The sequence below is a fragment of the Brevibacillus sp. NRS-1366 genome, from assembly GCF_050467985.1.
The window spans coordinates 195,684-221,793 of record NZ_JBITPN010000011.1; the positions used below are offsets into that span (position 1 = coordinate 195,684).

16 protein-coding genes are annotated in these 26,110 nt (G+C 49.3%); 3 read left to right on the forward strand and 13 right to left on the reverse strand.

Going from position 1 to position 26,110, the window contains the following annotated elements; translation table 11 throughout:
- Positions 1-110 precede the first annotated feature (110 nt).
- Together ACIFQN_RS06495 and tynA are read right to left on the reverse strand one after the other, a co-directional pair.
- Positions 111-1,583 carry an aldehyde dehydrogenase family protein gene (locus tag ACIFQN_RS06495; RefSeq protein ID WP_429832230.1) on the reverse strand — a complete coding sequence of 491 codons (1,473 nt, stop codon included), beginning with the start codon at positions 1,581-1,583 and terminating at the stop codon, positions 111-113.
- A gap of 39 nt (positions 1,584-1,622) precedes the next feature.
- Entirely contained in the window at positions 1,623-3,929 is a 2,307-nt protein-coding gene (gene tynA / locus ACIFQN_RS06500) for a primary-amine oxidase (RefSeq protein WP_429832231.1), read from the reverse strand.
- 163 nt (positions 3,930-4,092) lie between these two features.
- Between tynA and ACIFQN_RS06505 the strand changes: the two genes are divergently transcribed.
- A complete protein-coding gene (locus ACIFQN_RS06505) occupies positions 4,093-4,905 on the forward strand; it encodes a helix-turn-helix domain-containing protein (protein WP_429832232.1) in 813 nt (270 codons plus the stop codon).
- Positions 4,906-5,088: 183 nt separating this feature from the next.
- Here ACIFQN_RS06505 and ACIFQN_RS06510 read toward each other — a convergent pair whose 3' ends face one another.
- From ACIFQN_RS06510 to ACIFQN_RS06560, 11 genes are all read right to left on the reverse strand, one after another.
- Positions 5,089-5,232 (reverse strand): hypothetical protein, encoded by a 144-nt coding sequence (locus ACIFQN_RS06510; RefSeq protein ID WP_429832233.1) that lies wholly within the window; start codon positions 5,230-5,232, stop codon positions 5,089-5,091.
- Between the two features lie 76 nt (positions 5,233-5,308).
- Positions 5,309-6,187 (reverse strand): macro domain-containing protein, encoded by an 879-nt coding sequence (locus tag ACIFQN_RS06515; RefSeq protein ID WP_429832234.1) that lies wholly within the window; start codon positions 6,185-6,187, stop codon positions 5,309-5,311.
- 28 nt (positions 6,188-6,215) lie between these two features.
- Positions 6,216-9,560 (reverse strand): hypothetical protein, encoded by a 3,345-nt coding sequence (locus tag ACIFQN_RS06520; RefSeq protein ID WP_429832235.1) that lies wholly within the window; start codon positions 9,558-9,560, stop codon positions 6,216-6,218.
- A complete protein-coding gene (locus tag ACIFQN_RS06525) occupies positions 9,541-11,298 on the reverse strand; it encodes a hypothetical protein (RefSeq protein WP_429832236.1) in 1,758 nt (585 codons plus the stop codon). Before ACIFQN_RS06525 ends, ACIFQN_RS06520 begins: the two co-directional genes overlap by 20 nt.
- Positions 11,299-11,566: 268 nt before the next feature.
- Positions 11,567-14,077, reverse strand: a complete 2,511-nt coding sequence (locus ACIFQN_RS06530) for a hypothetical protein (protein WP_429832237.1) — start codon at positions 14,075-14,077, stop codon at positions 11,567-11,569.
- On the reverse strand, positions 14,077-15,342 hold the full coding sequence (locus ACIFQN_RS06535) for a TRAFAC clade GTPase domain-containing protein (RefSeq protein WP_429832238.1): 1,266 nt from the start codon (positions 15,340-15,342) through the stop codon (positions 14,077-14,079). The genes ACIFQN_RS06530 and ACIFQN_RS06535 overlap by 1 nt, the downstream gene beginning before the upstream one ends.
- A 12-nt stretch (positions 15,343-15,354) precedes the next feature.
- Positions 15,355-15,990: a beta-mannanase gene (locus tag ACIFQN_RS06540; RefSeq protein WP_429832239.1), complete on the reverse strand. Its 636-nt coding sequence runs from the start codon at positions 15,988-15,990 to the stop codon at positions 15,355-15,357.
- 16 nt (positions 15,991-16,006) lie between these two features.
- Positions 16,007-17,287: a vWA domain-containing protein gene (locus ACIFQN_RS06545; protein WP_429832240.1), complete on the reverse strand. Its 1,281-nt coding sequence runs from the start codon at positions 17,285-17,287 to the stop codon at positions 16,007-16,009.
- Positions 17,284-19,632, reverse strand: coding sequence for a hypothetical protein (locus ACIFQN_RS06550; RefSeq protein ID WP_429832242.1), 2,349 nt, complete (start codon positions 19,630-19,632; stop codon positions 17,284-17,286). Before ACIFQN_RS06550 ends, ACIFQN_RS06545 begins: the two co-directional genes overlap by 4 nt.
- A 13-nt stretch (positions 19,633-19,645) precedes the next feature.
- Complete coding sequence (locus ACIFQN_RS06555) at positions 19,646-23,035, reverse strand: tubulin-like doman-containing protein (RefSeq protein ID WP_429832244.1); 3,390 nt, start codon at positions 23,033-23,035, stop codon at positions 19,646-19,648.
- Between the two features lie 13 nt (positions 23,036-23,048).
- Positions 23,049-24,842, reverse strand: a complete 1,794-nt coding sequence (locus tag ACIFQN_RS06560; RefSeq protein WP_429832245.1) for a vWA domain-containing protein — start codon at positions 24,840-24,842, stop codon at positions 23,049-23,051.
- A gap of 186 nt (positions 24,843-25,028) precedes the next feature.
- Between ACIFQN_RS06560 and ACIFQN_RS06565 the strand changes: the two genes are divergently transcribed.
- Both ACIFQN_RS06565 and ACIFQN_RS06570 read left to right on the forward strand, forming a co-directional pair.
- A complete protein-coding gene (locus ACIFQN_RS06565; RefSeq protein WP_429832246.1) occupies positions 25,029-25,178 on the forward strand; it encodes a hypothetical protein in 150 nt (49 codons plus the stop codon).
- Positions 25,175-26,110 carry a hypothetical protein gene (locus ACIFQN_RS06570; RefSeq protein WP_429832247.1) on the forward strand — a complete coding sequence of 312 codons (936 nt, stop codon included), beginning with the start codon at positions 25,175-25,177 and terminating at the stop codon, positions 26,108-26,110. Before ACIFQN_RS06565 ends, ACIFQN_RS06570 begins: the two co-directional genes overlap by 4 nt.

The following is a 26,110-nucleotide window of genomic DNA, read 5'->3' on the forward strand; positions in this document are numbered from 1 at the left end:
TTACTCAGGTTGATTCTGAATCATATAAGCCTGTTGACGAGCCGGCGCAAGAACGACTTCGCGAATGTTTACACTCTGCGGGTGGTCATCAGCTAAAGGCCTTTTGAATTCTAAACTCCGTACCAGTTCAACCCTTGCTTGCCCAAGTCGACCCAGACACTCTTCGTATGGGTATACATATCCATCGCCTGCATCCCTAGTTCACGACCGAAACCGCTTTGTTTGGTGCCGCCAAATGGAGTTGTACTGTCGAGCATGCTGTACGTATTAATATAAACGTTGCCAGCCTGCAAGCCACGCGCCATGCGATGTGCCCGCTTCAAGTCGCTGGTCCAGACACCGGAAGCCAATCCGTACGTCGTGTCGTTGGCCAACCTGATTGCATCCTCCTCGTCCTTGAAGCGAATGACGGAAATGACAGGTCCGAATATTTCCTCACGCGCGATCGTCATGTCATTCGTGACGTTCTCAAAAATGGTTGGGGAAAAGTAGTACCCCGTCCCTGCCTGCGGATTTCGTTTGCCTCCCAGAACGAGGTTGGCTCCCTCTTCCAAGCCTTTCTCCACATAATGCTCGATTCGTTCCAGTTGCGTCATCGACACCTGTGGTCCCATTTGCGTCATCGGGTCCAGGGGATTTCCTACCCGGATGGTTTGCGCCTTTTTGCAGAATGCATCCAGGAATTGATCGTACACGCTATCCTGCACGAATAGACGAGATCCAGCGGCACACACTTGTCCTTGGGCAAAGTAGATGCCGAAGAGTGCGCCGTTCACTGCGTCTTCGAGTTCAGCGTCGGCAAAAACGATATTCGGAGATTTGCCGCCAAGCTCCAGTGATACTGGCTTGAGATGCTTGCTCGCTGCCTGCATGATCAATCTGCCTGTCGCTGTCGAACCGGTGAAAGCGATCTTGTCCACGTCCGGATGCGCTGCCAATGCATCCCCCGCTACCGCGCCGTAGCCTGGTACGACGTTGATAACGCCATCGGGAATGCCTGCCTCTTGAAAGACTTTCGCTAATTCCAGCATGCTGATCGGGGTTTGCTCCGCCGGTTTGATGACGATCGTGTTCCCAGCCGCCAGTGCTGGAGCCAGCTTCCACATCGCCAGCATGAGTGGGAAATTCCAAGGCACGATGGCACCAATGACGCCGATTGGCTCACGCAACGTATAGTTGAATCGATTGCCTGGGGAGGCTAGCGTTTCACCTTGCACTTTGTTCGCCAGCCCCGCGTAAAATTCGAGTACATCTATCGTAGCAGGCATCGCGATGTACTTGGTTTCGTTGATGGGCAAACCGTTGTCGCTGGATTCGACCTCTGCGAGATAATCGAGCTTCTCCCACATTTTTTGAGCGGCGCGATACAACAGTCTACCGCGATCCCCAGGTGCCATCTCTGCCCATGGTCCCGTTTGAAAAGCTTTTCGGGCTGCCTTTACAGCCAGATCGACATCTTCTGCTCCAGCTTCTGCTACCACACCATTTACTTCCCCAGTAGCAGGATTGAGCGAATCAAAGGTCTTGCCTGACAATGCTTGTACCCATTTTCCATCAATGAACAATTGGTAGTTCTGTGCCATCCTTATCTCCCCCGATTCTTTGATTGATTTAGCGTGGAATTACTTTTGCTCAGGCAAGTCCAAGGTTGGAGTCTGATCAAAGAAATTCCATGGCTTCAGCATCGCGTGCACCCACTCCGTAGGCATGATCGGCCATTCCTCCGCACGGGCGACGTGGGTCGTGCCTGTCGTCATCCAAACGACGCTGTCTGTGTTCACGATCGAGTCATTATTGGCGGTAAACTCTTTCAAACCCGTATCCGTCTTGGCACGATTCGGATATTTCCCCTCAGGGAATCGCTCGTCTCGGTTGTATTTCGTCACCCAGATTTGTTTATCCATGAAGTTCACGCGGTTATATAACCACTCATCCTTGCTAAACATGGCTCCTTTTGCTACTGGATGCGTTCCACCTGCATACGGGATGATTTGATAGGATACCGGATTGCCTACCTTGTTCTCTTTATTTGGATTGCTAAGCAAACGAATGGTCGAAGGATCAAAGTTTTGGATGGCATCCTGCTCGGTAGTGACCGTTTTTTGTTCGGTTACGATTGCACTCTTGCGCGGTCCGCCTGCCGTATTTTTCTCAATCTGTGGGTTGATCTCTGTCAGCACATTGCTCTCGCCATCCACGTCCAGATCGAGTCGGAAGTTGTAAATGTGCTGGTGGGTCGTCCCCACAATGTTATGGTCGATCAGCGTACCATAGCGGGTATCTTCTTTAGCAGTCGCATCGTGCATGGTAGACGATTTGACTGCCTTTACAGCTTCGATACCTGTCGCGCCGACATCGATTTTGATCGTTCCGTTCGGAGACAAGATCCAGTCAAAAATATAATCGTAGTTGCCCACCGTGCTGATCCAGCGAACGACCAGCTCGCGGCGTTCTCGGCTCACGTTGTCTTTGCCCATTTCTTGATGCTTGAACTCGGGTCCAGCGTATTGCTCAAAGATGGCTATAGCCTTTGGAATGGTGTACGGGTTGCCATCATTGTCGGAAATGGTGGCATCGAGCAACTGAGCATTGTCAGGCACGTCTGTCCCTTTTTGCAGGGAGGACGTCAATACACCCATTCCATAGTCACCGGAATCCAGATACGCTTTGAAATACCAGCCCACGTCCGGATCGCCATAAGGAACGATCATGCCGCCGAGAGATCCTTCATACATGATTTTTCGTTTGGTGCCATTGTCGTTATACGTCATCGTAGAGAGCACAGGGCCTACTCGGGAATCGAGACGTAGATGGAAATCCCAGTTGCCCCAGTGAATGGTGTTACCCTCGAGCACGTAGTTTTTCCCTTGCGGCTCTGTGATGGTAAGTGGTTTGACCGTCTGCTTGACCTGCTGATTTCGTCCATCATACGGGGTCGATTTCAACGGTACCGGAATCACTCCTGCGTCCTCGATCTTGATGACTTTCTTTTGTTCCAGGTCTACGATTGCTACAAGGTTCTCGATGGGGTGCGCCCAGTAGTTTCCGTCGCCCACATCCAGATAAGAGACGACCTTCAGCAACCGCAAATCTTGCTTCAAACCGTCTGCCTCATTGAAGTATCCGACCGTGAGTGGCGTGGCGACCACCTTTTTCACATCGTTGATTCCCCGCTTTTTGAGAGCATCCGCGTACTCTCGGCTTTCCTCGATGGCTGTCTGCACGGTCTGGAAGTCATCCAGGATGACCATCCCGTGTGCCCCCTCTATTTCCTTCCAGGAGACGAGCCTTTTCGTGACGAGATCTACCTCGCCTTCGATGACGTTCTTTCCGTCTAGCATGACCACATTCGCTGACCGCTCGAATGCTTGCTTTTGCCCGTACACCCAGCTCCATACCTTGGCTTTATCAGGTTCTTTTAACGATATTTGCGTAAAACGCAGGCTCTTTTTATAGGATTCGGATGCTTTGATGACGTTCACCACGGTATTGATTTCTTCGGCAGTCAGTGGATTGAGAGGATGCTCTTCCTTTTGGACCGAGACCGTCTGATCCAACTGTGACTGAAATACTTCGTTGAGGAAGTGATGGGATACGTAGAGTGTTCCGTTTTTATTGACGACAGGAGCCTCCAGTTGGACAGTCTTTCCATTGACCCTTGCCTCTGCCTGATTGGCCTTTAGCATGACAATGGTTCCCTCTCTCTTGATTTGCGCTGTCTGCGTGCTGCTATCCCAGGAGACGGTTCCGCCGAATTCCTCGACCATCGATTTAAGAGGAAGGTATTCCGCCTCTCCTCCGTGCGCGTTGGCCTTTTCGGCAAATGGAACTGATGGCGACAATGCGAATGTCAGAGCAGTTCCGAGCGCCGCTGTAGACATCATGATCTGTTTTTGTAGCATCTTTCTGTTCGTCTTTTTTTGCTGCATGAAAGATCCCCCCCATTTCAACTCTTTGCACGTCCATTTTATGGGCAAGTTCCGGGGCCTGTATTGTAAAATTCGGAACTATCAGTTTTCTCCCGTTTGGTTCATACTAGTGGTAAGTACTTATTTTGTTACCCGACGACTTTGTAAAGGTGGTTATGGATGAATGAATCGCGTTGAAATTGCTGCCAATTTGCCGCCTGTCCAATACGGTTTTCGGCTGGAGACTAGCAGCTATCAAGAGAGGCTCGTCTCCTACCTGGACCAAACAGTTCTTTACTATCAGTACGTCACGGGCAAGACCGTTGACGCGATTCGTGTCGTGCCTGATGGCTGTATAGACGTGCTCATCTGCTGTGATCCAAAGCGACCGCACTCTTTGATCTGTGGTACCATCCTGCAAGGAGAGAGTATTCCCTTTTATGCAGGAGCCACGTATTTCGGGATTCGTCTCACCCCTTTGCAAAGCTTGCATATTTCTCCTTCTCCGTTCCGAGATTTGATCGACAGACAGCTTCATTTGGGAGATGTGGTTCACGGCGTCAGCAGCCTCGTTGATGACATCGCGGAAAAAGCATCGTTTTCGGAGAGAATTGCCCATTTTGAACGTTTTTTGTTGCCCAAGCTGTTGTTGACTGAGCAACCGTTTGGATGGCTCTCCTACTGTTTGCAGCAAATCTACCAATCCAAAGGGAATGTCACCATCGATCAGTTAGCAGAGGACATCGGTTTTTCCACCCGCTACATCCGAAAAAAATTCGTAGAGACGCTCGGACTCTCGCCAAAACAATACAGCCGAATTACTCGCTTTCAAAATACTTTGTCGTCCATGATGAACCGTACGACTACCTCCGGCACGCTCGCAAGCGAACACGGCTACTACGATCAGGCCCATTTCATCAAAGATTTCAAGCATTTTAGCCTGTTCACCCCCATGCAAATTGTCATGCTGATGCAGCCCCCACTTATTTCCAAATAATTGCGGAGTTTCGCGGAAAGTTTTTATGAAAAAAAGGCACCCTGCCCGCTTTTCGCAGTGGGTGCCTGTATCTGTATCTAATGGCCGTAGACTTCTTCTGTCATGATTTGCTCAAGCTTTGTATTTGCCCCTCCACGTTATCCTGACAGATGCCCCCGTGATAGCAAATCACAGTCTTAATTTCTAAGCCCTGCAGCTTTTTAAGGGACTCAAGCGCAATGTCCATATCCAGCGTCGCTTGCGGGACCGGGACGGATGGATCGCTATTTTGCCGCCAAAAGCTTCTGCCTCTAACGTAATCATTTCTACACCAGTTGCAACCTTCATTCCTGTCTCCTCCTCACACCATCAAGAATCCTGCTTGTGCAGCCGTCTCGCACCTGTTGATTGTAAATGTGTTGGTTTAAACCTCAAACTTGCTAACATAACGCAAATACTCTTCCATCTCATCTAAATCATACCGATTTCGCATAAAGGCATCAGGATGAATGACGATGGTGAGCCTCTCGCTGAATTTGCAGTCTTCCACTGCACGCATAAAAGTATTTACAATATCGTGGATGAGCTCAAAACGGTTCACATTCAAACGGTTTCTTCCGCTCCCCATTACCGGGATGATTAAATGTTCTTTTCTGCCTCGCTTGCCGATATATTCCCACAAGGCTTGTAATGCATACCGAAATTGCTCACGATTCGGTATGGCCCTGCCATGCTCATTTAGTTCAGCCGTAGCAACTACATACGCGCCCTTCACTTTCGCGGATTGAAGTTCAAGACGGGCAACCGTTCCTACTGGGTAACTCATTACTTGATCACCTTGTAGGGGAACCGTTTCATGTGGCTCATGCTTGAGTGCGTTTTCCAACGCCAAATCAAAGGCCTTCGAATTGTTGTAAAACCTGCTCTGAAGCTGAGCTAGTATGGCTCCCTCATCCAGATGATCGTGTTTAAAGAGGCAATTTGACGGAATGATGACAGCCCCATCACCCACTTTGAAGATATCATGAACGGTAATTCGCAATGTGATGTCCTTGTCCGGCAGTTTGACTGTTCGGGTAAGTCTCGGACGACTCATCCAGATTGCTAGTACAATCCCAAAGGTTAGGACTACCCAAACAGGCGGTTTCCACGGGGCACCATCTCTTTCGAAGAAAAATCCAGCAAATTCGGTAAAGGTCCACACGACAGAAAACGTCGCGATCCAGTGGATCAGAAAACGTTTGATCACAAACGAATACTTCCACGCATGCGTTGAAAAGAAGACCTTTATTCGTTTTCTCAAAGAAAAGTTCTCCTTTCCATCCCCCAGCCTATAGTTGCTGGATATTTACCGCCCGTTCCTTGTCAGGAACAAAGGACTGAATTTTAATCCGAACCGGCCCTTCCGGATAACGTTGTAGATGAAACGCCTGAAAGTGTTCCTGTAAAAAACTGAATTTCCGCCGGAAAAGGGTGGCGACCTGCGGATTCGCTGTCGTGAAAAAAATTTGGGTTCCGTTTGTAATGGTGATCTGCCTCAAAAAGTCAAGCAATCCTAACACATTCAACTCATCCATGTTAGCCACCGGTTCATCAAGCATGAGCAACTTCGGCGCTGTATCCATGACCAGATGCATCACGAAAAACACGGCAAGGATCACAGTCGTCCGCTGACCCGTGCTCATCTGATTGATTGTGCAGCTCAAGGCGTGTCCCTTTCGCTTGGCAACGATCTGGTTGTTTTCATTCCATTGGAGCGATTCAAATTCATTCGGTGCATGCAACGCTACGAATAGTTGACTGATCGCCTCAAAGTTGCTTCGGACAAATTCATCTCCGTATGCTGCCAGCTGTTTCAGTCCCGAGAGCACGTCCAGCGCGCGATGGCAGCGATTGAGCCGTTCCTTTTCGCTCTTGATCTGCTCTTTCAGCTCCAATGCTCTACCCTCTTGTTGCTCCAACAGTAAGCGCGGCCTGAGAATATCCATCAACCTCGAACACTCCGCAATCAACTGTTCCAGATAAGAGCGCCAATCACGCCATGAGTGCTCCCAACTGATGTGAACGTTTAGCTCGCGCAACCGCTCATATGCTTTTTCGGCCGACACAAGATGCTGTCCGATGCGAGAAAGCTCCTTCTCCTGTTCTGCAAGCTCTTCCATCCGTCTTGTTAATTCGATGCGGTGATTCTCTGCTTGTCGAATCAACCCTTCAACCATTGCGGATTCTTCACGAGCCTTCTCCATTTCCTGTTGGTGCCACTCCGCTCTCTTCTCCAGTCCAAGCACCAGCTGCGGCCCCGTCGCCTCAGGCCCAAGCTCTACACGAACGGATGCGAGCTGCGAGGACTCCAGAAGAGCATCCAGCTCAGCTATCGTTTTTAATGCAAAACCTCGACGGTCCAATTCTTGCGCTTCCTGCTCAAGCTGTTGACGCTCTGCTGTCTTTCGTTCCAGTTGTTCGGTGCATGTTTTCAGCAAGCGCTGCAAGGAAGGAAGTTCAAAGGCTTCCGGGATTTCATCCAAAGCCAAGCGGTCTTTACGTGCCCACAGATAAGCATGCAAGTCCTGGAATCGAGTCCATAAACGATAGCGTTCTTTGGCGTTTTCATAGATTTGTTGATGGCCCTGCAAGCGTACTCTGAATTCCTCTTCCACTTCCAGCAGTTTGGTAAGCCATTCGTCGTCCGCATGGATTCCTTTTTCAATGGCATGCAGCAGTGTTTCCGATGCCGCATGATCATGCCCGCACATGGGGCATCGGGATTCTTCCGGATTGGCTTCCAGGTAGCGCCGACCTTCCGCCTTTATTTCCGAAGCAAGCCTTTGCAACAAAGAAGAGCGTTCCTGTTGGGCCTTTGTTCGCACCCTCGCTTCTTGATACTGCTGCTTCGCATGCTCCCACTGGGCCTCTGCTTCGTCTATCTGTTTTCTGGCTTCATTGCCATCTGCACGCTCAATCTGTACATCCGTCAGATCTCCGTACAGGCGATGCAAGGCCTCCACTTCCATCCATTCCTCTTGAAGAACCGCCAACCTCTTTTGGACCCATTTCCTGCGATCACGGGAACTGCTTTGATCAAACAGCTCCACTTTGCTTTGAAGCTCCCAGGCTAGTTGAAGGTACCGATCACGTTTTTTCTCGTGATCCGTCATGAGAATGGACAACGCATTCCGCTGCTCCGCTAATTCCTCCGTAGACGAAACCGTCTTCAGCAGTTCGGTTAGTTCGTTCTTTTGGTTCTGACAGCTGGCCTGTTCCTCTTGGTTGGCGGCCAACGCTGAATGTACCTGGCTGCCGTTCTGAATATCCCCCAATTCCGGATGGATCAGAGTGCGACTCACGATCTCCAGCTCTGTCAGTCGAGGCTCCACATGCTGCAGCCATGCTTCGACCTCAGCCAGAGTGGCGTCCTCCTCCAAAATGGGGTAGGCATAGTTGCAGTTCTTCATCCATTTCGCAATCGCGGTTCGTTTCGCGGCAGCTCTGGCTCTCATCAGTTCGGTTTCTTGTGTCTGTTCGTTTTGCTGCTCGCCAAGCTGTGCTTCCAGATTTTCCAGCGTGCGCGAAATTCGATTGGCTCTTTTCTGCACTTCCTCTTTATACTGTGTCCATCTTCTCTCTACACGCTCTAACTGTTCACCGTAAATCACACGGGCAAAAGCAGTCCGGTAATCGATTGGATTGTCATGGTTAAAGCAAAATTGATGGACGGCCTCTGAAGAAAAGTAATTATACTGATGAAACATGCGATTGATCTGACTTCGCGCTTTAGGCGCTACTCTCTGCCTGTAGTACGCGATCTCCCGCTCTTTCTTTTCCAGTTCGGAAGGCATCCCCGAGAATACCCGACCATCTCCCATAAAAGTCATTTGTCCATCCCATGTTTCTCTCACTTCCGAATCAGAAAGCAAATTCCGTTGGATCGCCCCGGTAAATGCCAGCTCGATGCACTCTAGCACAGAGGTTTTTCCCATCCCATTCGGACCCGACAACAAATTGACTTGAGCAAACTCCAAAGATGGCGCTCGTGACAAAAAATGCGAACGGTACTCTTCCCCAAAATGCAATGTTCGAATCGGGCCCGTCGGCTTTTGCGGGAGATCTGTCATTGTTTCCATATAGTGATCCTGCTGAACCGACTCCATCGCATCGTTCAGATACTGTTCAATGAGAGCCTCACGATAATCCTGCAGACAAAATCCAAGACCGGCAGGAGCCAAAGCCTGTTCCCACTCCTTGAGAGGGTCGGCAGCGATTTGTCCATCCATGCGAGTCGGCAGTTTTGCTGTCGGCAGCCGCTTGGCAAGATCGGCCCAGGCTACGATCAGCTTCTTGCCGTATCGTTTTCCCCGCTCCACTCGCACCATTCGCTCAAGCGGTACTTGCTTCAAGTCCTCCTCTTCCAATATCAAGCACAAATACAGATTCCAGCTCCAGTCCCCTTTCAATTGAAAGTAAAACGGAGCCAGCACTTGCTCCTCAAACTTCTCATATTCCTGATGATTGGCCGTAATGCCTAGAAAGTCGTCCAACGCCATCGGGATCAAAATGTATTTGCCAAGTGTAACCCCCTGCCATCTATGCGTCGCTTCATAAACCTCGCCCCAAAAATGGTGTTTCCGGACAAAGTTTAGACCGCAAGTACGAATGAGCTTAATCAAACGGTTGTTCAATAGAAACACCTCCATGAGAAAATTCGGGCCGATTTTCTACCCGGTCAGGCTTGGTGAATTCGTCGCTTACATGAGGGTAGTGGGCAATTTCCCCCGTTACGTCTTTTGTGGAAAAGATACAAATGAAATCTTCCAGCCAGGCATGACCGTACGGTATCTCGCGCAAAATCCGCTCCGCCGTCTCTTTCATTTCACTTTCTCTCTCCACATAGCACACAAGGGCTCCACTCTTTTCATTCCCCGATTTTGGGAGCAAGTTGAAGGGAGCTCGCCTGGCTAACGCAAACGTATACTTTCCTTGCAGTTTTCGGAGCTGGGCGGGAAGAGTTGTGGGATTTTTCAAAATTTTGATTAGGTTCGCCACCCTGTCCGCCTGACGTGCCCTCCCTAACTCACAGGCATCGTCGATGTGATAGCTAATCCGGGAGCTTTGTTCAGACGCAGACATGGTGAGCTCCCCTTTTTCCAAATGACCCAGGCAAAGTCCAAAAAAGATGTCCCGCTCTTCGATGCTTGCATGGATGGGATAGGCAAATTCATCCGTGGCCTCTAGCATCAATCCGTCAGGCAAGGCGGTTTGAAAATGCAGGGTCGAAGCTTCCCATCCATCGTTTCTCTCATTAGGCAAGTACAGCTTGACTGCTTGTACCGTACCCGACGTTTTCACAATGGATGGTCCACCACCATATGGCTTGCGGACAACAAGCAACTGAAGATGTTCATTCTTATGCGCGAACCACACTTTATATTTCCGATATCTCTCAAACGCAAAGCCCAGTCCATGCTTTACGTTCTCGTTTCGAATGCTGCGCAGCTTTTCTGCCCACTGGTCGTCCCCATAGTTGAAAAATCTGCGATAGATACCTGACCACGGATTTTGAACCGCATGTTTTTCTCCTGGCCGTCTTTCCGGGAAAATGGTGCTGCCTGCGGCCCAATTGGCGGTGATATAGACAGTGGAGTCCCCCCATTCCTGACTAAACAGATTGTTCCGCAAGCTTGCCATTTCTCCGTTTCGCGGGGCGGGATTCAGCTGAGGATGCAAAATGATCAGTTTCCGCTCATTGCCCCTTGGGTAAAAAATGCTTGAGTCTTTTATGCCTGGATGATAAGCATCCGCGCAAATGACGGATACAAGCTGATTCGGTTTCTGATTGCCAAAGAAAATGACGTTCTCTCCTCGAGAGAGTCCATCCCCCTCGCAAACAAACAGGTCTTCTCTCATCGGTTGAAGCTTTAGTTGCGGTACGATGCAGAGCTTGTCTGCTTGTTTGGATTGAAAGATATACAGAATGAAACCGGCAAAGTTTTTGATATAGGCTCCATCTAAAACCTTTTTGCCGACATAAGCATGATCCGACCATTCATTTAACTTATTCTCGAATGTCTCCCAGGGAACCCCTTCAGAGCACAGGCACCATAGCTTATTCGGATGCGGTTGCAAGTCCGGAGTACCAATGATTTCGTCTATCAACTGGATCGGGATTGCGTACTCGGGTGTGACGAAGATATCGGCTCTATGGACTCTCGCCAACTTAAGAGCCTCCCTGCATTTCTCTGCATGCAAAATGCTTGCATTTCGAACCCCCAACTCAGGATTCGCGAATACATCCCCTTTGCACTGCATGCGCAGTAGACGAAATGTTGGATCCATAATCTCCAGAAAGTCAAAAGAAGGCACTACGCTTTCGCCCTCATCCCCAAAGCACTGTTCAATCGGGATGACCGATATCGCCATCGAAGTTCCCTCCCCACGCTAGACAATTCCATATTTTTACTATTACTATAATAGCATTGACGGAAAACAAAATAAATATAGCTTGTATATCATGCTCTTCCTTTTTCCCCTATGATCATACTATTTTTGAACACGAAAAAACCCTGTAGCAGTATATATTAGGCCGTTACAGGGTATAAGTCATATAACATATTAAAGTTGAAAACCTATGACATATCATGTTCAAAACTGTGACATTTTATATGAAAACCACATCGAAAGCGGTTTTCTATGGCGTAGCTGGTTTGGCTGTTTTATCAGGTGTGCTTACTTGGTTCATAGGAGCAGAGCCGACAACCGGTTCGATTTGCGGGTCCATCATAAGACGGTACGCTGGAATCCATACAGTCGCTGCAGGAACTCTCACATGCTCTGTTGTCCCTGAAGCAGATGGGTCTTGCCCGTTTGCTCCCTCCCTATTTGGTGCTTGTCCCCAAAACATGTAGCCACCCCATGTACCTGCAGCCACCAGGACGATTAGTCCTGAGGTCATAAACGCTTTGCTCTGAAAGAGCTTGACAAACGGGTTTGCTGTTTCACTCCGTACTTCCTCCAAGAGCCTGCGAAAATCAGCATTTCGAATCGCAGACCAGCGTTTTCGCCATTCTTTATTCCGCAATCTGCGCCCTTTGTCCTCCAGGAAGAACTGTTTGAGTGCTTGTCGGTAAGCAGGCATCATGTCTTTACCTTCAAAAAACATCCGCTGTGTCATCGTCCATTGAACAAACGCATGTACAACAGCCTCTCCGCCATTTTGCTGGACATAAGAAAGCATTTCTGCAAAGTGAAAGCCTTCCTGACCGAATTGATCGTCCCGATAAAAGACGAGCGCCACCAGTGGGAAGCTGTCCTTGTCCAGGGGAGTGCCGAGCATGTTTTGAATGATGCGCTGCTGTGCCTCCGTCTCATCCGGGTCCCATTTGCGGAAAAACTCTGCCGGGTGGGGCGTGCTTTTTTGCTCAAGCAGCAACGCCAGATTGAGGATCAGCTCCTGCTTCTGGCGACTTTCCAGATCCAGTGTCCCGAAAAAGCTCTGCGGCTTCTCCTCCAACAGAGCGACAACTTTTTGAAAATCTTCTTTTGTGAGCGAGTCCAAAACAAGCTGCTTCAAGAGGGACTTGTCCAGCTCGTCCAACAGCTCCTCCGCGTATCCGCGTGTACCGTCCAGATTTTCAAAAAACTGATGATTCGAAATGGCTACGTCCAGCTTCTGCCTTTCACGAACGAACAGGCTCAGCAGCTTTTCGATCGTTGCCGTAATGAAAAAAGGATTTCGCAGTGCTTGCGGAGCCGTTTCTGTCCAGAACTTGATTTCTTGCAGCAGCTGACCTATCTCGGTCACAGCAGCCAGACGCTCACCCAAATAATCTTCAAACAACGGCTTTGCGAGCTGCTTATGCCCTACAATCGACCGCATCATAAAGCCAAACAGATCCTGATTGTTGGACAAATGCTTGTACACCTCTGCCACGTAGCCGCTCTGCCGGAGGGCTTTTGCTTTCATCAGCACATCCATCACATAACGGATGAGCTCCATTTGCAGGCTGTTTTGCTTGGTTGCCCCGTATGACTCGATCATCTGTTGGATCGTCGCGCCCTCCGGAAGCTTTTTCGTAGCCAGGTCTTCTGCCTCCACGCGAAACAGCGCGCTTTGCAGATCGAGCAAACGCTGCTTGCGGGACAATCCCGTGTGCGCCAGATAGCTGTTCAGCGCCTGCCAAACCCCTGCGCGATTTCGGTCATAGACGGACATCCGCCCTTTTTCAAGCAAATAGAGGGCACATAGCTCGTAATAGGTGCCAAGGCGCAGCGTAATTGAGGTGTCAGCCCCGGCAAGCACTTCCTCGCAAAAGGAATGAAACGACGTGAGGATGCGCGAATCGTTCAGGAATTCCCATGCAAAGTCGAGATACTCATGCACTCCCTCTTGCAGGTCAACATTATGGATGCGTCCAAGGCCCAAATCAAACAAAAAGTCCTTGTCGCTGTGTCCGCCTCCAGATCGAATGCTCCCTTTTTCGACGAACATGACATGGATATGCTTTTTGCTCTCTGGTTCATTGCTGTAAGTGAGAAAGCCAAAATGCCTGCGCATTTCATAAGGCAGGCAGCTATACAAAATCTCCAACAGACCGGAAGCCATAGATGACAACCCGCTGACCTCAATATCCAGACTGATGAACACTTTCTTTTTTACCGAGAGCGATGACATCACCGCATACAAAAGCTGCTTGAAAATCCGTTCGTCTACGCCCAGCTGCGAGAGCCACTTTTTCCGATCGCCTAAAGAAACAGGCTCTTGCGGTAGAGCTTCCAAAGACGGCAGCTCTTTACCCATGGAATCATCATGCTGGCGGGCAAAGGCACGTACCCCAAAAATCTTGCTCGGCTCTTTGATGAACTCATCGCGCCGCTCGGTGGGAATGACGTAATTGTGGCTGAAAAATGTGTTACGCTGCCCCGTAAAGTCGGCCCCGACAAATACGCTTCTGCCAAGCACCATCTCGCCTGAATCAGTGTGAAAGCAGACGAGCGCCTCTGGATAGAGCGACAGATCTCCCTCCGCTCTTTCTTGCAGCTCTCGTGGCGCATGGTAGACGCAAAACGGATGGAGCGTCTTTTTGATAAATGTATTGTCCAGCCCTGGCGATTTGGCGACAGTATCGTATCCTTCGTTCGAACGGAAAATCCCCTGTCGCCCGCGGGTGTAGAACTGCTGCAAAATGGGCTGACGGCTCACTACCGCTCCCTCCCCTCGATGTAATCCAGTTGATGCATTAACCAGATAAACGGCTCATCGACCCGAATCGGCGTCACGACACCACTTACTTTCTGGTTAATCGGATTGCTTCCCAGCGCGGATACAGCGAAGTAGGCCGTGTTGGTAAAGTAAACCTCCAGTGCGTCTTTAAAAGGTCGATCGACTTTCTCAATGAAGCGGCTGATCTCTCCATTGATGTTTTCGAATTCCGTCGTATTCAAATATTGCTCATGGACAAAATTGCGGAAAACATTGCTGTTGGACTTGATGTATTCGCCGTCCTCTTCCTTGATCAGATGAAGCATATCGCTCTTGGTCAGGACAACAGCCGCTGGAATGTGCGTCTTGCTCTGTTCCTGATAGCCGATGAAGTTTTCAAACAGCGTAATGACTACCTCGCGCGGCTCATCGTATCTGGCCGTAAACTCGCCTGGCTCATCGCCAGCCTGCAGCATGACCCGATCGCGAATCGTCTTTATTTGCAGCGGATCGACGAGGAACAGAATGCCTGATGAATTTTTCACATGCGCGGCATACAGCTCCAAATACTCCCGATCGACCATCCCTTCACCCGCTACATCAAAAAAGACAAGGATCAGCGGTGCCTTTTCGCTGTCTTTGAAAATGAACTGAAAAATAAACGGCTCTTGCCGCTTTTCTTTTTGCGTGGAATCGAGGAGTTGTCCCCGTTCAAACAAAGGGGCTTCGTAATTCTCGCGGAACTTTCGACTGATTTGCGCATTGAGCGGCATACATGCAGCATCAAAATGATTGGCGGTCGTATTTTGCAGCGTATGGATGAGGGAAGTCATGTAGACAGACTTGCCTACCTGGGAAGCGCCTACAATGGAAATGATATTGCTCGGCGCTTTCCCCGCCGTGATGGGCAGCTCGTTATGGCACTTCGGGCACAGTCTGCGCTTGGACACCATTCCATAACGATCTGTCACGCCTGCCAGTACATGATCGACGTACAGATGATTCTCGGGCGGAATCGATTCCGGGTCGATAATCGCTTCCAGCTCGTCAATGGCATCCAGCCCGAATTTATCCCTGTACTGATTGAGAATCTCGTCCTCCTGCAAGGCATAATCCTCGTCGTCCTGACGATGATGGGTTGCACGAAAGACGACCTGATCCGGCTCGAATTTGGCAAAGCAGTACGGGCAGACAATATCGTAAAAAGGAAGTCTTTCCTTCACTGGCGGCTTCTTCTCAAACATGTTTTTCAAAAAAGTCAGCATGGCGCTCCCCTCCTATTCGGGTATCAATTCGTACAGTTCCCCGTACTTTTTTCCATCCGTAAAAAAGAGCCGAATGACGTCCTTTTTCTTGACCTCGATCTCTGGCATCAGGTTGACTCCAGGCTCCAAATCGCGGATGAAGGCGTACCTGGTACCATCATCCTTGTGAGTCGGGGGTGATCCTTCTTTTTTGACGTAGCAAAGCACATCCTTAGGGATCGGAATCTCTGAAAAAATGCGGATTTGCAAGGATTGATACGAGCTGAACCAACTGCGTCCCCGCTTGAAGGAATAGATGATTTTGGCTTTTCCGGTGCTGACATGGATGATGTGCGCCTCGCCGCTCGGAATCAACAGCACTGGCTTGCCATTTTGAAGCCGGCAGGGGAAAATCCGGTACGTAGAGCGTCCAATCCCCTCCGTCTTTTCTCGCAAGCCTTTGTGCACCTTGTATTCCTCACGGGTGTACAGCTTTAGCTGACCCTCGTCGATCGCGGTCAAGTCAAACGGGCTGTCGAATGGGGATTTGTGCACATAGACACAAGGAACATTCTCTGCCCAATACCAGTTGAGCACGTACTCGCTCCCCTGGTATTGGCATGTGACATCCTTGATTAATCTCTCTTGCGTTTCTTCCCTATTGATCATGACTCATCATGCTCCCTTACAAATCAAACCGCTTGCTGTTTCGATTACCAGCTTCCAGAGCGCGCGGGCTTTTTCTTCCTGGAAGCATCCGCTTTTGAAAAGAGGACCCTCCACTTGCCGAAGCTGGGAAGAAAACCGTAAAGATCGTTAAAACAACTGCCAACAGGGCGCAAGCAATCAAGCGCACCACCATGTCGAGCAAATCAATGGACATAAGGCCCATCTCCAATACCAGACCAGCGAGCAAACCCGCTACCGCTCCGCCAATCGTAAAGCTTTTTGCCAGATGGCGATTGTCAAAAATCAGCCCCAATGCCAACCCGAGCAGCCCTCCAATAATAAGCAGGCTAACCACGCGCAAAATCGTGTAAAAGAGGCTTTCCTCTGTCGCACCCGTCCGCTCCGATACCAAGGTACGGTCTTGTCTGCTCATATCGTAAATCTGGCCAAAAATTCCTGTCATCTGGTCGGCGTGCTCGACATTGAAATACTGGCCCCCTGTTTCTGCTGCAATCTGTTCGAGCAGCTGGGTTCCTGCCGCATCGATCTTACTCATGCCCACCGTATGAATCAAGACATGATTTTGTTTGAAGGGAGCCAGTGTACTGGCCATATCCAAATTGCTATAGCCATCAGACATCAACACTATAGTACTGTTCTCCACTTGATTGGATGCCTGCAACTGTTCCAAGCCTGCTTGCAGCGCAAGGCCAATCCGGGTGCCTCCATCCGTTCCTGTATGATTGAGCAGCTTTTGGACCACTTCATCTCTGACCGATTTACTGTTAAGCGCCACCAAAGGCTGCAATACGTCTATCTGATCATTAAAGGTCACCACGGCAACTTTCATGTCGCTGTCCATTTTCTGGACCATGTCTGCCGCTGCCTTGAACAATTGATTATCCGGGTCAGATTGACTCATACTGCCCGACGTATCCAGCACCATGACGATATTGCCCGCACCACTTGCCTGCTGAAATTGCGAGCCGTACAGGAGCTGGAGCAGCATCGAAGCGACCCCGACCATCACCAGCGTGCTTGGTACGAGCATTTTCCAGGAGAACCCCAGATAACGCTGCTTCCATCCGAATCCGTTTAGTCGTGGCGAAATCATTTCCGCGATCAGGCACATCAATCCTACGAAAAAGGCATATTGACCAAAATAAAGACCCATTAACGCCCATTGCGGAAGCTCACCAGCTAATTGATCCAGAATCACTTCTCCCACTAAAAATCCAATTACGCCACCCACCAGGCTACATAAAACCATGAGCAGACTCAGCTTTCTTTGACTCATGACGATTCATCCCCTCCCCGGCGGTGAAAGACAAACCCGCTCTCCTCATAGGAAGCATGGTATTTCTTGTTGTTGCGGTAAAACATCAGGTCTTCCGTGCCAAATCCGCCCATCAGGTTGATTTTTTCAATTCCACTTTTTTGCTCCTCGTGGATACAGCCCAGCTTGTAGGTTCGCCCTCCCTCTGTTGACCGCAGAACATACTGGACAAAGTCATTGTGGATATCAGCAAACAAATACTTTTCCTCATAGCGGTGTTTTTGCAGGAAATGAAAGACTTCAATGTGGACCGCAGCGCGCTTTTCGAGGGCAAGATCCAGGTCTTGGAACAAGTCCTCCTTGGTCAATACGGTCCTGTTCTCATAAGCAGCAGCGACATTGGCACGTGCGAGCAGCTCCGCTTCAAAGGACAAGGCAAATGACGAACGGGTAAGAATCTCAGTCCGGCAAAACTGGCATAAACGCTCTACCAATCCAACGATTCCGCTTTGGAAAAGGAGAGAGCCATTGCCGATATACCTTGATTCCAGATAGAATCCGGTCCCTCGCTGCGCTTCCAGTGACCGGATCGTCTCGCTCACGACAGATTCATAGTATTCGTCCATGTTTTTGCCGAGATAGTCGGATGCTTCCCTGACACTTTTCTGTGCATTCTCTCGAAGCTGTTTCTGTAGGGCTTCCAGCTCTTCTACCTGCTGTCCAATCTGCTTGTGAAGCTTCTCAACCTGCTTTTCTAAGTGCAAGAGGAGGGCAAGCGTCAATTCCCACTCCAACAGCTCGAACTTTTTGCTGTACACCACATGAAGCAAATGACGGACAAACGTTCTGACGCGTTCTTTATCTCTTGTGAAAAAACCGCCAACTCTAATCTCCTGTCGATCTACACGCTCTAGGTAGATATCATCCAGTTCAGCTTTTGTATACTCTAGTTGACGTGTAGTCTCCCGAATACCTGTGCGCAGCTCTTCCAAAAGATTCGCTCCGCTTGCCTGCTCGCTCGTCAACTGATAAGCGGCATAAAGTCCCAATCGCTCGTCATCAATCCATTCTCGTTGGATCAGGTGCGCTAGCGATTCCCGTATGGCGAGGCTTTCTACTCGCTGTCTGGCCCCACGTGCAACATTGGTTTCAAAAAAAGCTTGGCTGCTACCGTCAAACAAAGCGAGCTCTGCTTCCCTCAGATTCATACCGGAAAGCTCACTGTAGCTTACACCCGATGTCATCAACCCGATCATTTCTTCAAGTGTATGATCCTCTGGCATGATCGACCTGATTTTACGCTCTAAATCGTTCGCGGTGAGCCCCAGCCTTTCCCTTGCCTTAGTTTTCGGGAGATTCTCCCCAGCCTTTAGCCGTTCCCAATACCGATCAAAGACGGCTGAGAGCACCGTTAACGCAATCGCATGCGTAGGTCGCTTCACTTTGGACAAGCCGGCAGTCGCAAAAGTCGTTTGACCCGTATCTACCGTAATACTTCGGATGAATTGCAGCTTGTTGTAGCCCTCGCTGTTCTCATTGAACTCATCCTCGGCTTTTTTGTTGTTTAATAGTACCAGCTTGCTGATCAGCTCATAATTTTCCTGCATGCCGGCTTCGAGAAACAAGCCATCCTCCGTTTTGTCGCTGAGCAGATAGACCAATGAAAATAACGGTGCATGCTTATGCTCGACTGGCAGCTTGACGAGATCCTCCGTCACCAGCAGATTTTCAGAAAAATGGTAATCACTGCGCTGGTAACGGTTAATCTCCTCTAAAAAGCTGACGCCCAGTGCAGCCGAAAAGCCAAATGCCTCTCCGCTGTTCTTTTCCTGAAGCAGGACATACAAATCGACCGACACGTTTTTAAACAATTCACCCAAGTAGCTTTTGAGCAGCAAGGTCAGCTCAGGCAACAAAATGGCAGCGGGGTCGTCGGCGCGGGTCACTACAGCAATATTTACCTGCTGAAAGGTGGTAAACAGCTTGCCCATTTCGGCTACCCGTACACTAGCCAGCTTCATTGCCTTGTTCAGTTCCATTTTGAACGGTTCATCCTGCAAGAAACGTTCGTGAATCGAAGCGCGCATCGTCTGCTTGTTTGTATCTGGACGGGGCAGGCGGCAACCAAGCACTTGGGGATGCTCCCATGTTTCATCTTGGTAGGCGTGTACGTAGAGGACACCGTGACTATTTTGCCAGCTTTTTTCATTGTTGGCACAAACAGCTCGCAGTGCCTCCACGCTTTTATCCCCAAGAAAGAGGAAAAGCACAGGGTTTTGAATGCTTGGCTGTCCATTTCCGCTATCCAGTTGTTTTTCCAAATCCGTAACGTAATGGGTCGCAAACTCTCCAATCAAATCCCTCATGCTTCCTCCTGTCTTATTGCAGCGTCTTGCGCATATCGTTTACTTTTGACCACACTTTTTTGTAAAACTGGTAAAGCTCTTCTCCGTTGACGAATTCATCACGGTCGTACTCCAGATCGCTCTTCACCGATTGGAGAGCAGCAGCAATCTCCTCGAGCTTGGCAACCAGCTTTTCTGTATCCTCGGCAGAGACAAACGCGTCACTGCGGCGCGAAGCCTTGCGCTGAAGGGCAGCCATGCTCTTGTGATCCAATCCGCGGAACTTTTCATAGATAGCGAATTCCACGTGCTTGTTTACCTTCATCAAATTGACGAACGGCTCCCACGCTTCTTCTTCCTCGTCCTTGTCATAGACGTAGAGCGCACCACGTTTCACAATCGTGTCTGTGTAGAGTGCCTCGATAAATCGGGTAACCAGCTCTTCCTCGCCCAAAATAGCATTTACGATTTGCTCCAGCTCCGCAATTTTCGCCTCGATTTCTTGGTATTTGCGCACCTCTTCTTCGATCAGACGAATTTGTTCTGGATAACGAATCAGATTTTCCTTTGCCATATCTTCATTAATACTGCCGAATACATCACGGGTAAATTCTTGCTCCAAACCGTCCTTCCTAAAGCCCTTCAGCTCGGAAAGTGCACGCTTGATCTCGCCTGGGCTCAGCTTGGATACATCGCCTTGCTCCTGATATTTCGCCATAAAGGCAGCAACGGAGAACGGCTTGGTAATGACGCATTCATATCGACTGCTTGTTTTGCTGTCGCTTCCTTTTTCCCGGATGCTTCCGTAGCCGAGCGCGACGTCGAACAAGCGGCGCACCTTGGCATTGTATGCTTTAATCCGGTCGTTCTGGTATGTGTCTCCCCATGATTTTTCGGGAATCGGCGACGGGAGGTACGCCCAGTTGTTCTTTTCCGTTTGAACGAGGTGGCGACCAATCCCTTCGCGTTCCAGAATCGTGCGCTCGTAGCTTTCCTCGTATACTTTCAGCGGTGTGTAAACGAACAGCGGAATCCCATTTTTCGTATTCAGCCAGAATATGCGGTTTTTGACCTCGCTCTCTTTTACAGTAAAGCGCGACCCACTGATAGCCGTATCCTGATAGTTTTTAATTCCTTTCAAAATAGCTGGAGCTTTCAACGGTACAGATACGAAGCCCCAGGACGGGAAGTGCATGTTGCCCAGGTTGTTGCTGAGGTGAAAGACCGGAATCGCCTCTTCGTCCAGTTTGCTCGCAATCTTGCGCTCCACGATGCGATCGAGCGTCTCGTCCTGACCGTATTTGATCACGAGGAATTCTTCCATTGATTTGGTGATCAGCTCTCCGAACTTCTCTGACAGGAATTCAGAAATCGAGCTCACGATATCCAGCTCCTGCTCCTTCACCCACTGATCGGAATGGCGGAGCAGCTCGCTCGTGAAGTCGCGGATCAAATCGTCTGCTTCTTTTTGCTCCAAAATGTTGCCGATGACTTTGGCAATATCAGGTACGCCGACGATGTTCCAGTAATACGTCTTGTTACCGGTACGGTCACTCTCTTCTCCACCGTTGATCAGAATGTCGCCATTTTGTTCGAAAATCTGGTTCAGCGTATTCAAAATTTCCGTGAACACGTTGTAAATTCGATTGTTTTCCGCATTAAGCAAACGGTGCAGCTCTTCGTAGAATTCAATCATTTGCTCCAGCTTTTCTTGATCGGCGAGAAGCTGATACTCATTGATTTTCGCTTCAATGAAGAGGTTTTTCTTTTTCTCCTTGGAGATAAAGGCGCTGCGGGCATCCCCCAGCTTTTCATTCGCATTTTCACGTGCGCCCTCGATCTCGCGCGGGAAGCTCTCCAGATTGGCCTTGAGGCTCTCCACGTAAGACAGGATCATTTTCATCAGGCAATAGCCTTTGTCCGAATGAATCAGACGAGATGCGTAGAATGGCCCTTGCTGCGGATGCAGGAAAACACGTGTAATCATTTCTCCAAATACAGAGATCATATCTCCTGGTGTCTGCTTCTTGCACTTGATATAAGCTTCCCGTGCTTTGGCCAGATAGCCTTGCTCCAGCTCGTGATCGATGCTTACGACCTGCTGGGAAATGACATTGCTATAGTTCAGTCGCTCACTGTTTTCATAGCCAGGCAACGGCTCAGGAACGCGCTCTTCAAACTTGCGCGAGATGGAGTCGATATCAATCCCCAGCTTGCGCGCAAACTTTTCTGCGTCCTCCTGAGTAGGGGCGACGGTAAACATTTTCTCCATTTTCTTAAACAGGCGGTACGCCAAATAAGTAGTCATCTCTTCAATGGGTAGGACAGCGGAAGAAGCCCCGATGACGTTGTACTGATAGTTAGCCGCATATGCTTTTGGCATCTGGTTGATATTCGTACGGATATTGCTGATATAGTCATGGATCGCGAATTCTTCGCCGGAGCGCTTTTCCTCGCTCGCCATGAAGTTGGTGATGTTTTCCGCCGTGACGTTCATGCAGTAATCGTAGGCATTTTCCAAAGCCTTGCCCTCGAGATTCGTCGCGGAAATCAGATGACACAGATTGAATGGCGGCATCGGCGATTGTACGGTCAGTACATTGCCATACTGCTGACGGAAGCGCTCCATGCGCTCGTCTGCATTCATCCAGTAGTCCAGCTCTTTCAGCGCTGCATAGCCGTTCTTCATGATGTAATCACGCGTATGGGAGCTGAGACTTTTGTTCGACAAGTTAACGTCTGGCGTAAACAGGTAGCCCAGTGTATTGACCTTGTCCACTCCGCCGCTGCCGAAGTCGCGCTCCAAAATACCGCGCACGATATAAGCGATGTCCAGGAAGCAACCGCTGCCCGTTCCTCCGGAAAGACCGCTTAAAAGGAAGACCGTCAGCTTTTTATTCGTGCCCTCGCAGAGCATCTTGATCTTTTTCTCAATCGTTTGGACAACCTGCGTGATCTTCGTAAACAAGAGCAGACGTCCTGCCTGACGTACCCCGGATGCACCGCTAATTCCGTCTGTAATCGTCAGCTCTGGTGAGAGCCAATCGGTGATATATGGCTCCAGGATGCTCCGGTTTTGCAATACGCCCCCGATTTCGGGATTGGACAACAGGACAAACTCAGTGACTGGATCGAGTCCGATGCCCTTGTATTTTTTATTGCGATCATGTTCATTGGTTTCAAACGCGATAAATTCGATATTGTCCGGCTTTTCCTTCCGCTTTTTCGAAAGCGCATCTACCGGCAGCTTGAAGCGTCTGTTCACTTGATATTTCAAGCGGAGCAGGGCATCAATACCCGTCCCACCCAAACCGATGACGAGCATCGGATTGTCAATCGTATCTACGCGAATCTTGTCGCTGACGATCCCTCCGCCTAGCGATACATCCAATTGCTGAATATGTTCTCTTACGACTGCTTTCATAAATGATCCACTCCTAGACGATGTAGTCTACAAAAACGGACTTGTTTACATTGGTTAGGGAAATCTTGATTCGATCGTTTTTCTTGAGTTCCTTGCCACGGCTGACATCCAACACGCGTCCTGCCTTTTCAATTCGGCAACTCGAACGATTTTCGATGATCAGCGTATCGTTTTTCCCTGGCAAAAAGATAACTTTCTCTGTTTCGGCAAACTCAGGGGCGAGCTGCAAGAGCTGATGCAATCTTACCTTTCCTTTAAAAGCATTCAATTTTTTGTACTGCGGATTCGATTTGTCGCCTGTATCCTCATCCACGATTTCGATGGCGATCTGACCGGCGAAGCCTTTATTCGCCTTGCGCCAGAGCGAGAGTGCGTACAAGCCTCCTCCAATTATGAGAATAAGAAGTGCGGTACCTCCTATTACGGTCATCCATGGAAATGGTTTCGATTCAGCGGATGGATCGCCTGTAGTTGGTGGTTGAGGCGAGGTCGTACCTGCCCCTGCACCTTGGGTGGCATCGACTAAAAGGGCCGGCGTCTCGCGATAAAAGCTCGTATCCTCCGCTTTTACTTTCAGCTCATACGAATGGTCAGCCGGGATTGTGAAGCTTCCTTCAAATCCGCTGCCTGTATTGTTCAGGGCAATCTCATTTGTTTTGTTGTCAGTCTTGTCATTGACGAGCAGTGTCGCCTTCATCTGTTTGTAGATATCCGGGCTCGCTACCTTTTGCCCGCCCGTAACCAGCGCTGCCTTTACTGGAACGACATCCCCTGCCTTGAAGCTCTTGGTCGTTACCGGCTCCATCGCAAGCTGCAGATCGTAGTTAAAGATCATATTGATATCAATCTTTTCCTTTGGCACGCCTTTTACTTGCAGCTTCCAATCGCCTTGCTGCGGCCTCACCAGCTTGATCATGGTGTACGCATTCGACCGAGAGAGCCGCGCCTGATCAGAAGGCAGCGTCACTTCTTTGCCAGACGGGCCTGTCAGCTTCACTTCCACCGCTTTTTGCGACATGATCGAAATATTTGCCTCCAGGACGCTCGCATTGGGAATGGAGATCGGCACTTCCTGTACTTGTCCATTGGAGGTAAAGCTTTTGATTGGGACAACTTTCAGTTTTAAATGATTGGCAAAAATTTCACTCAATATTTGCGGGAGCTTGTCCGCTGTGCTTGTTTCAAAAAATTTACCATTGGTGTCTGCCGCAATCTGCTGAAGCGTGCTGCGATTTAGCTGTCCGTCGGCATTGAGGCCAATCGTGTAGATCGGGTAGCCTTTTGACTGAGCTGTCTTGACGGCTTCCGCCAGATCTCGATCAGAATCGGCCTGGGTTCGAGTAAACGCCTTGTTCAAAAAGTTGTTCCCGTCAGCCAGGAGCACGATGATCGGCGCATTCGCTGGATCGCGTCCTGCATCCAGAATTTTGACTGCTTCTTCTACCCCGACGGAAATATCGGTGTATGCTCCTTTTTGCAGACTGTCGATAAATGCCTTAATATCGTTTTTATCCTGCTCTGAGTTGACCTGGATCATCGCCTTTTCTCGCTCGATCTTGTCGGTATAGGAGATGACGCCGATCTTGTTCGCTTGTATCGAGGTCATGTCGACGAACATTTTCATCGCTTCGTTGCTTACCTTGTTTTTATCACTTTGAGTCATGGAATTGCTGACATCCACGACCAGTACGGCATCCATGTTGCTTCCGCTGGTTTGCGCAAAACCATGTTGGGTGCCTGAGATGACGGTTACCAGCAGTAGTGCTAGACACACTACGTATCGACACAACACTTGGAATCGTAACATATTTCCAGAACCCCTCTACGCACAGTATTTGAGAACTATTGCAAAGAAAGTAAGACTATGCCACTATTACCACAAGATTTACGGGTATATAGTAGTAAAAAGAAATAGATAATTGCCCCTACACGTAATACGATACCACATGATTCTTTGTTACAGGTTTCGACACTTTCATTTGGGAGAATTTTTATGTTAACTTACTTTCTTCTTTTTGCTGCTTTCGTACTAATAGCAGGCCGTTTTTTCAAGCTGCTTCGACTGAAACAGCGCAATCTCTCCAATCCTGAGATCGATCAGCACCTTCATGCCTTGCTGAATGAAAAGAGGGAGAGACCATGAGAAAAAGAACCGGTGTCCAATTCCGTAAAAGTCGCAAAACTGCCCATACCTTCGAACGCATTCAAGCCTGCAAACGATGCCATACGTATCATGTTTTATGGGACACGCATTGCGAGGACTGTGGGAGAGCCTATACGCCCATTCGTCAGCTTTCGTCAAAAGTCACACGCCGCTATGTCCAGACCCGGTTTCTCTTGCTCGGGTTATTCATTTGTCTGGCGGTCCTTTCTGCCGATACCCTGTTGCAGCTTTCTCTCGCATTTGGCATCGGCGCCCTCTTGGTTGTTCTATTTTTCGTCATCCAAAAAAAGTACGGCTCCTATGAAAAAGACGCGCAGTTTCTGCGCTTTCTCACAGCTGAGCAAGAGGCAATCAAAAAATCGCTGCTTCGTCATCTCGAAGAAATCGGCGCTGACGTGAAAGAAGAACGGATCAAGGACGCCTACGAGAAAACAAGAGAAATCGGACATTTTATTCAGTCGGATACAATCAAAATCCGCAAGATCATGTTTCTCAATCATTACGTACTGCGCAAGGACATGGAGCTGGAGCTAGATACGTTGGTTCCGCAGACATATGACAAAGATTTTATGGAATATTTGCGCGAAGTGGTCAAGGTACAACCCTGGTTGGTAAAAAAAGCAGTGCTGGATTACGTCAATCGCTACAAGGCACAAATTCTGCTATTGGAGAATGGCGAACAATTAATCGGACAGGTGGCAGGCGCTGCCCTTCGCATGAAAACGTATGTAGAGCAATATCAGGAGCTTATCATCGAGTTTATTGATTACCTGCCGCGCGAGCGATTGCTGCGTCTGGCGAAAATGGCGCGCACGCATCGTCACGAAGGCTGGGAACGACTCTACGAAGCTGCGAAAAAAAGAGTAGATACCCATTATGCCTTTGACCCTGATTTTAAAGGAGTAATGTGA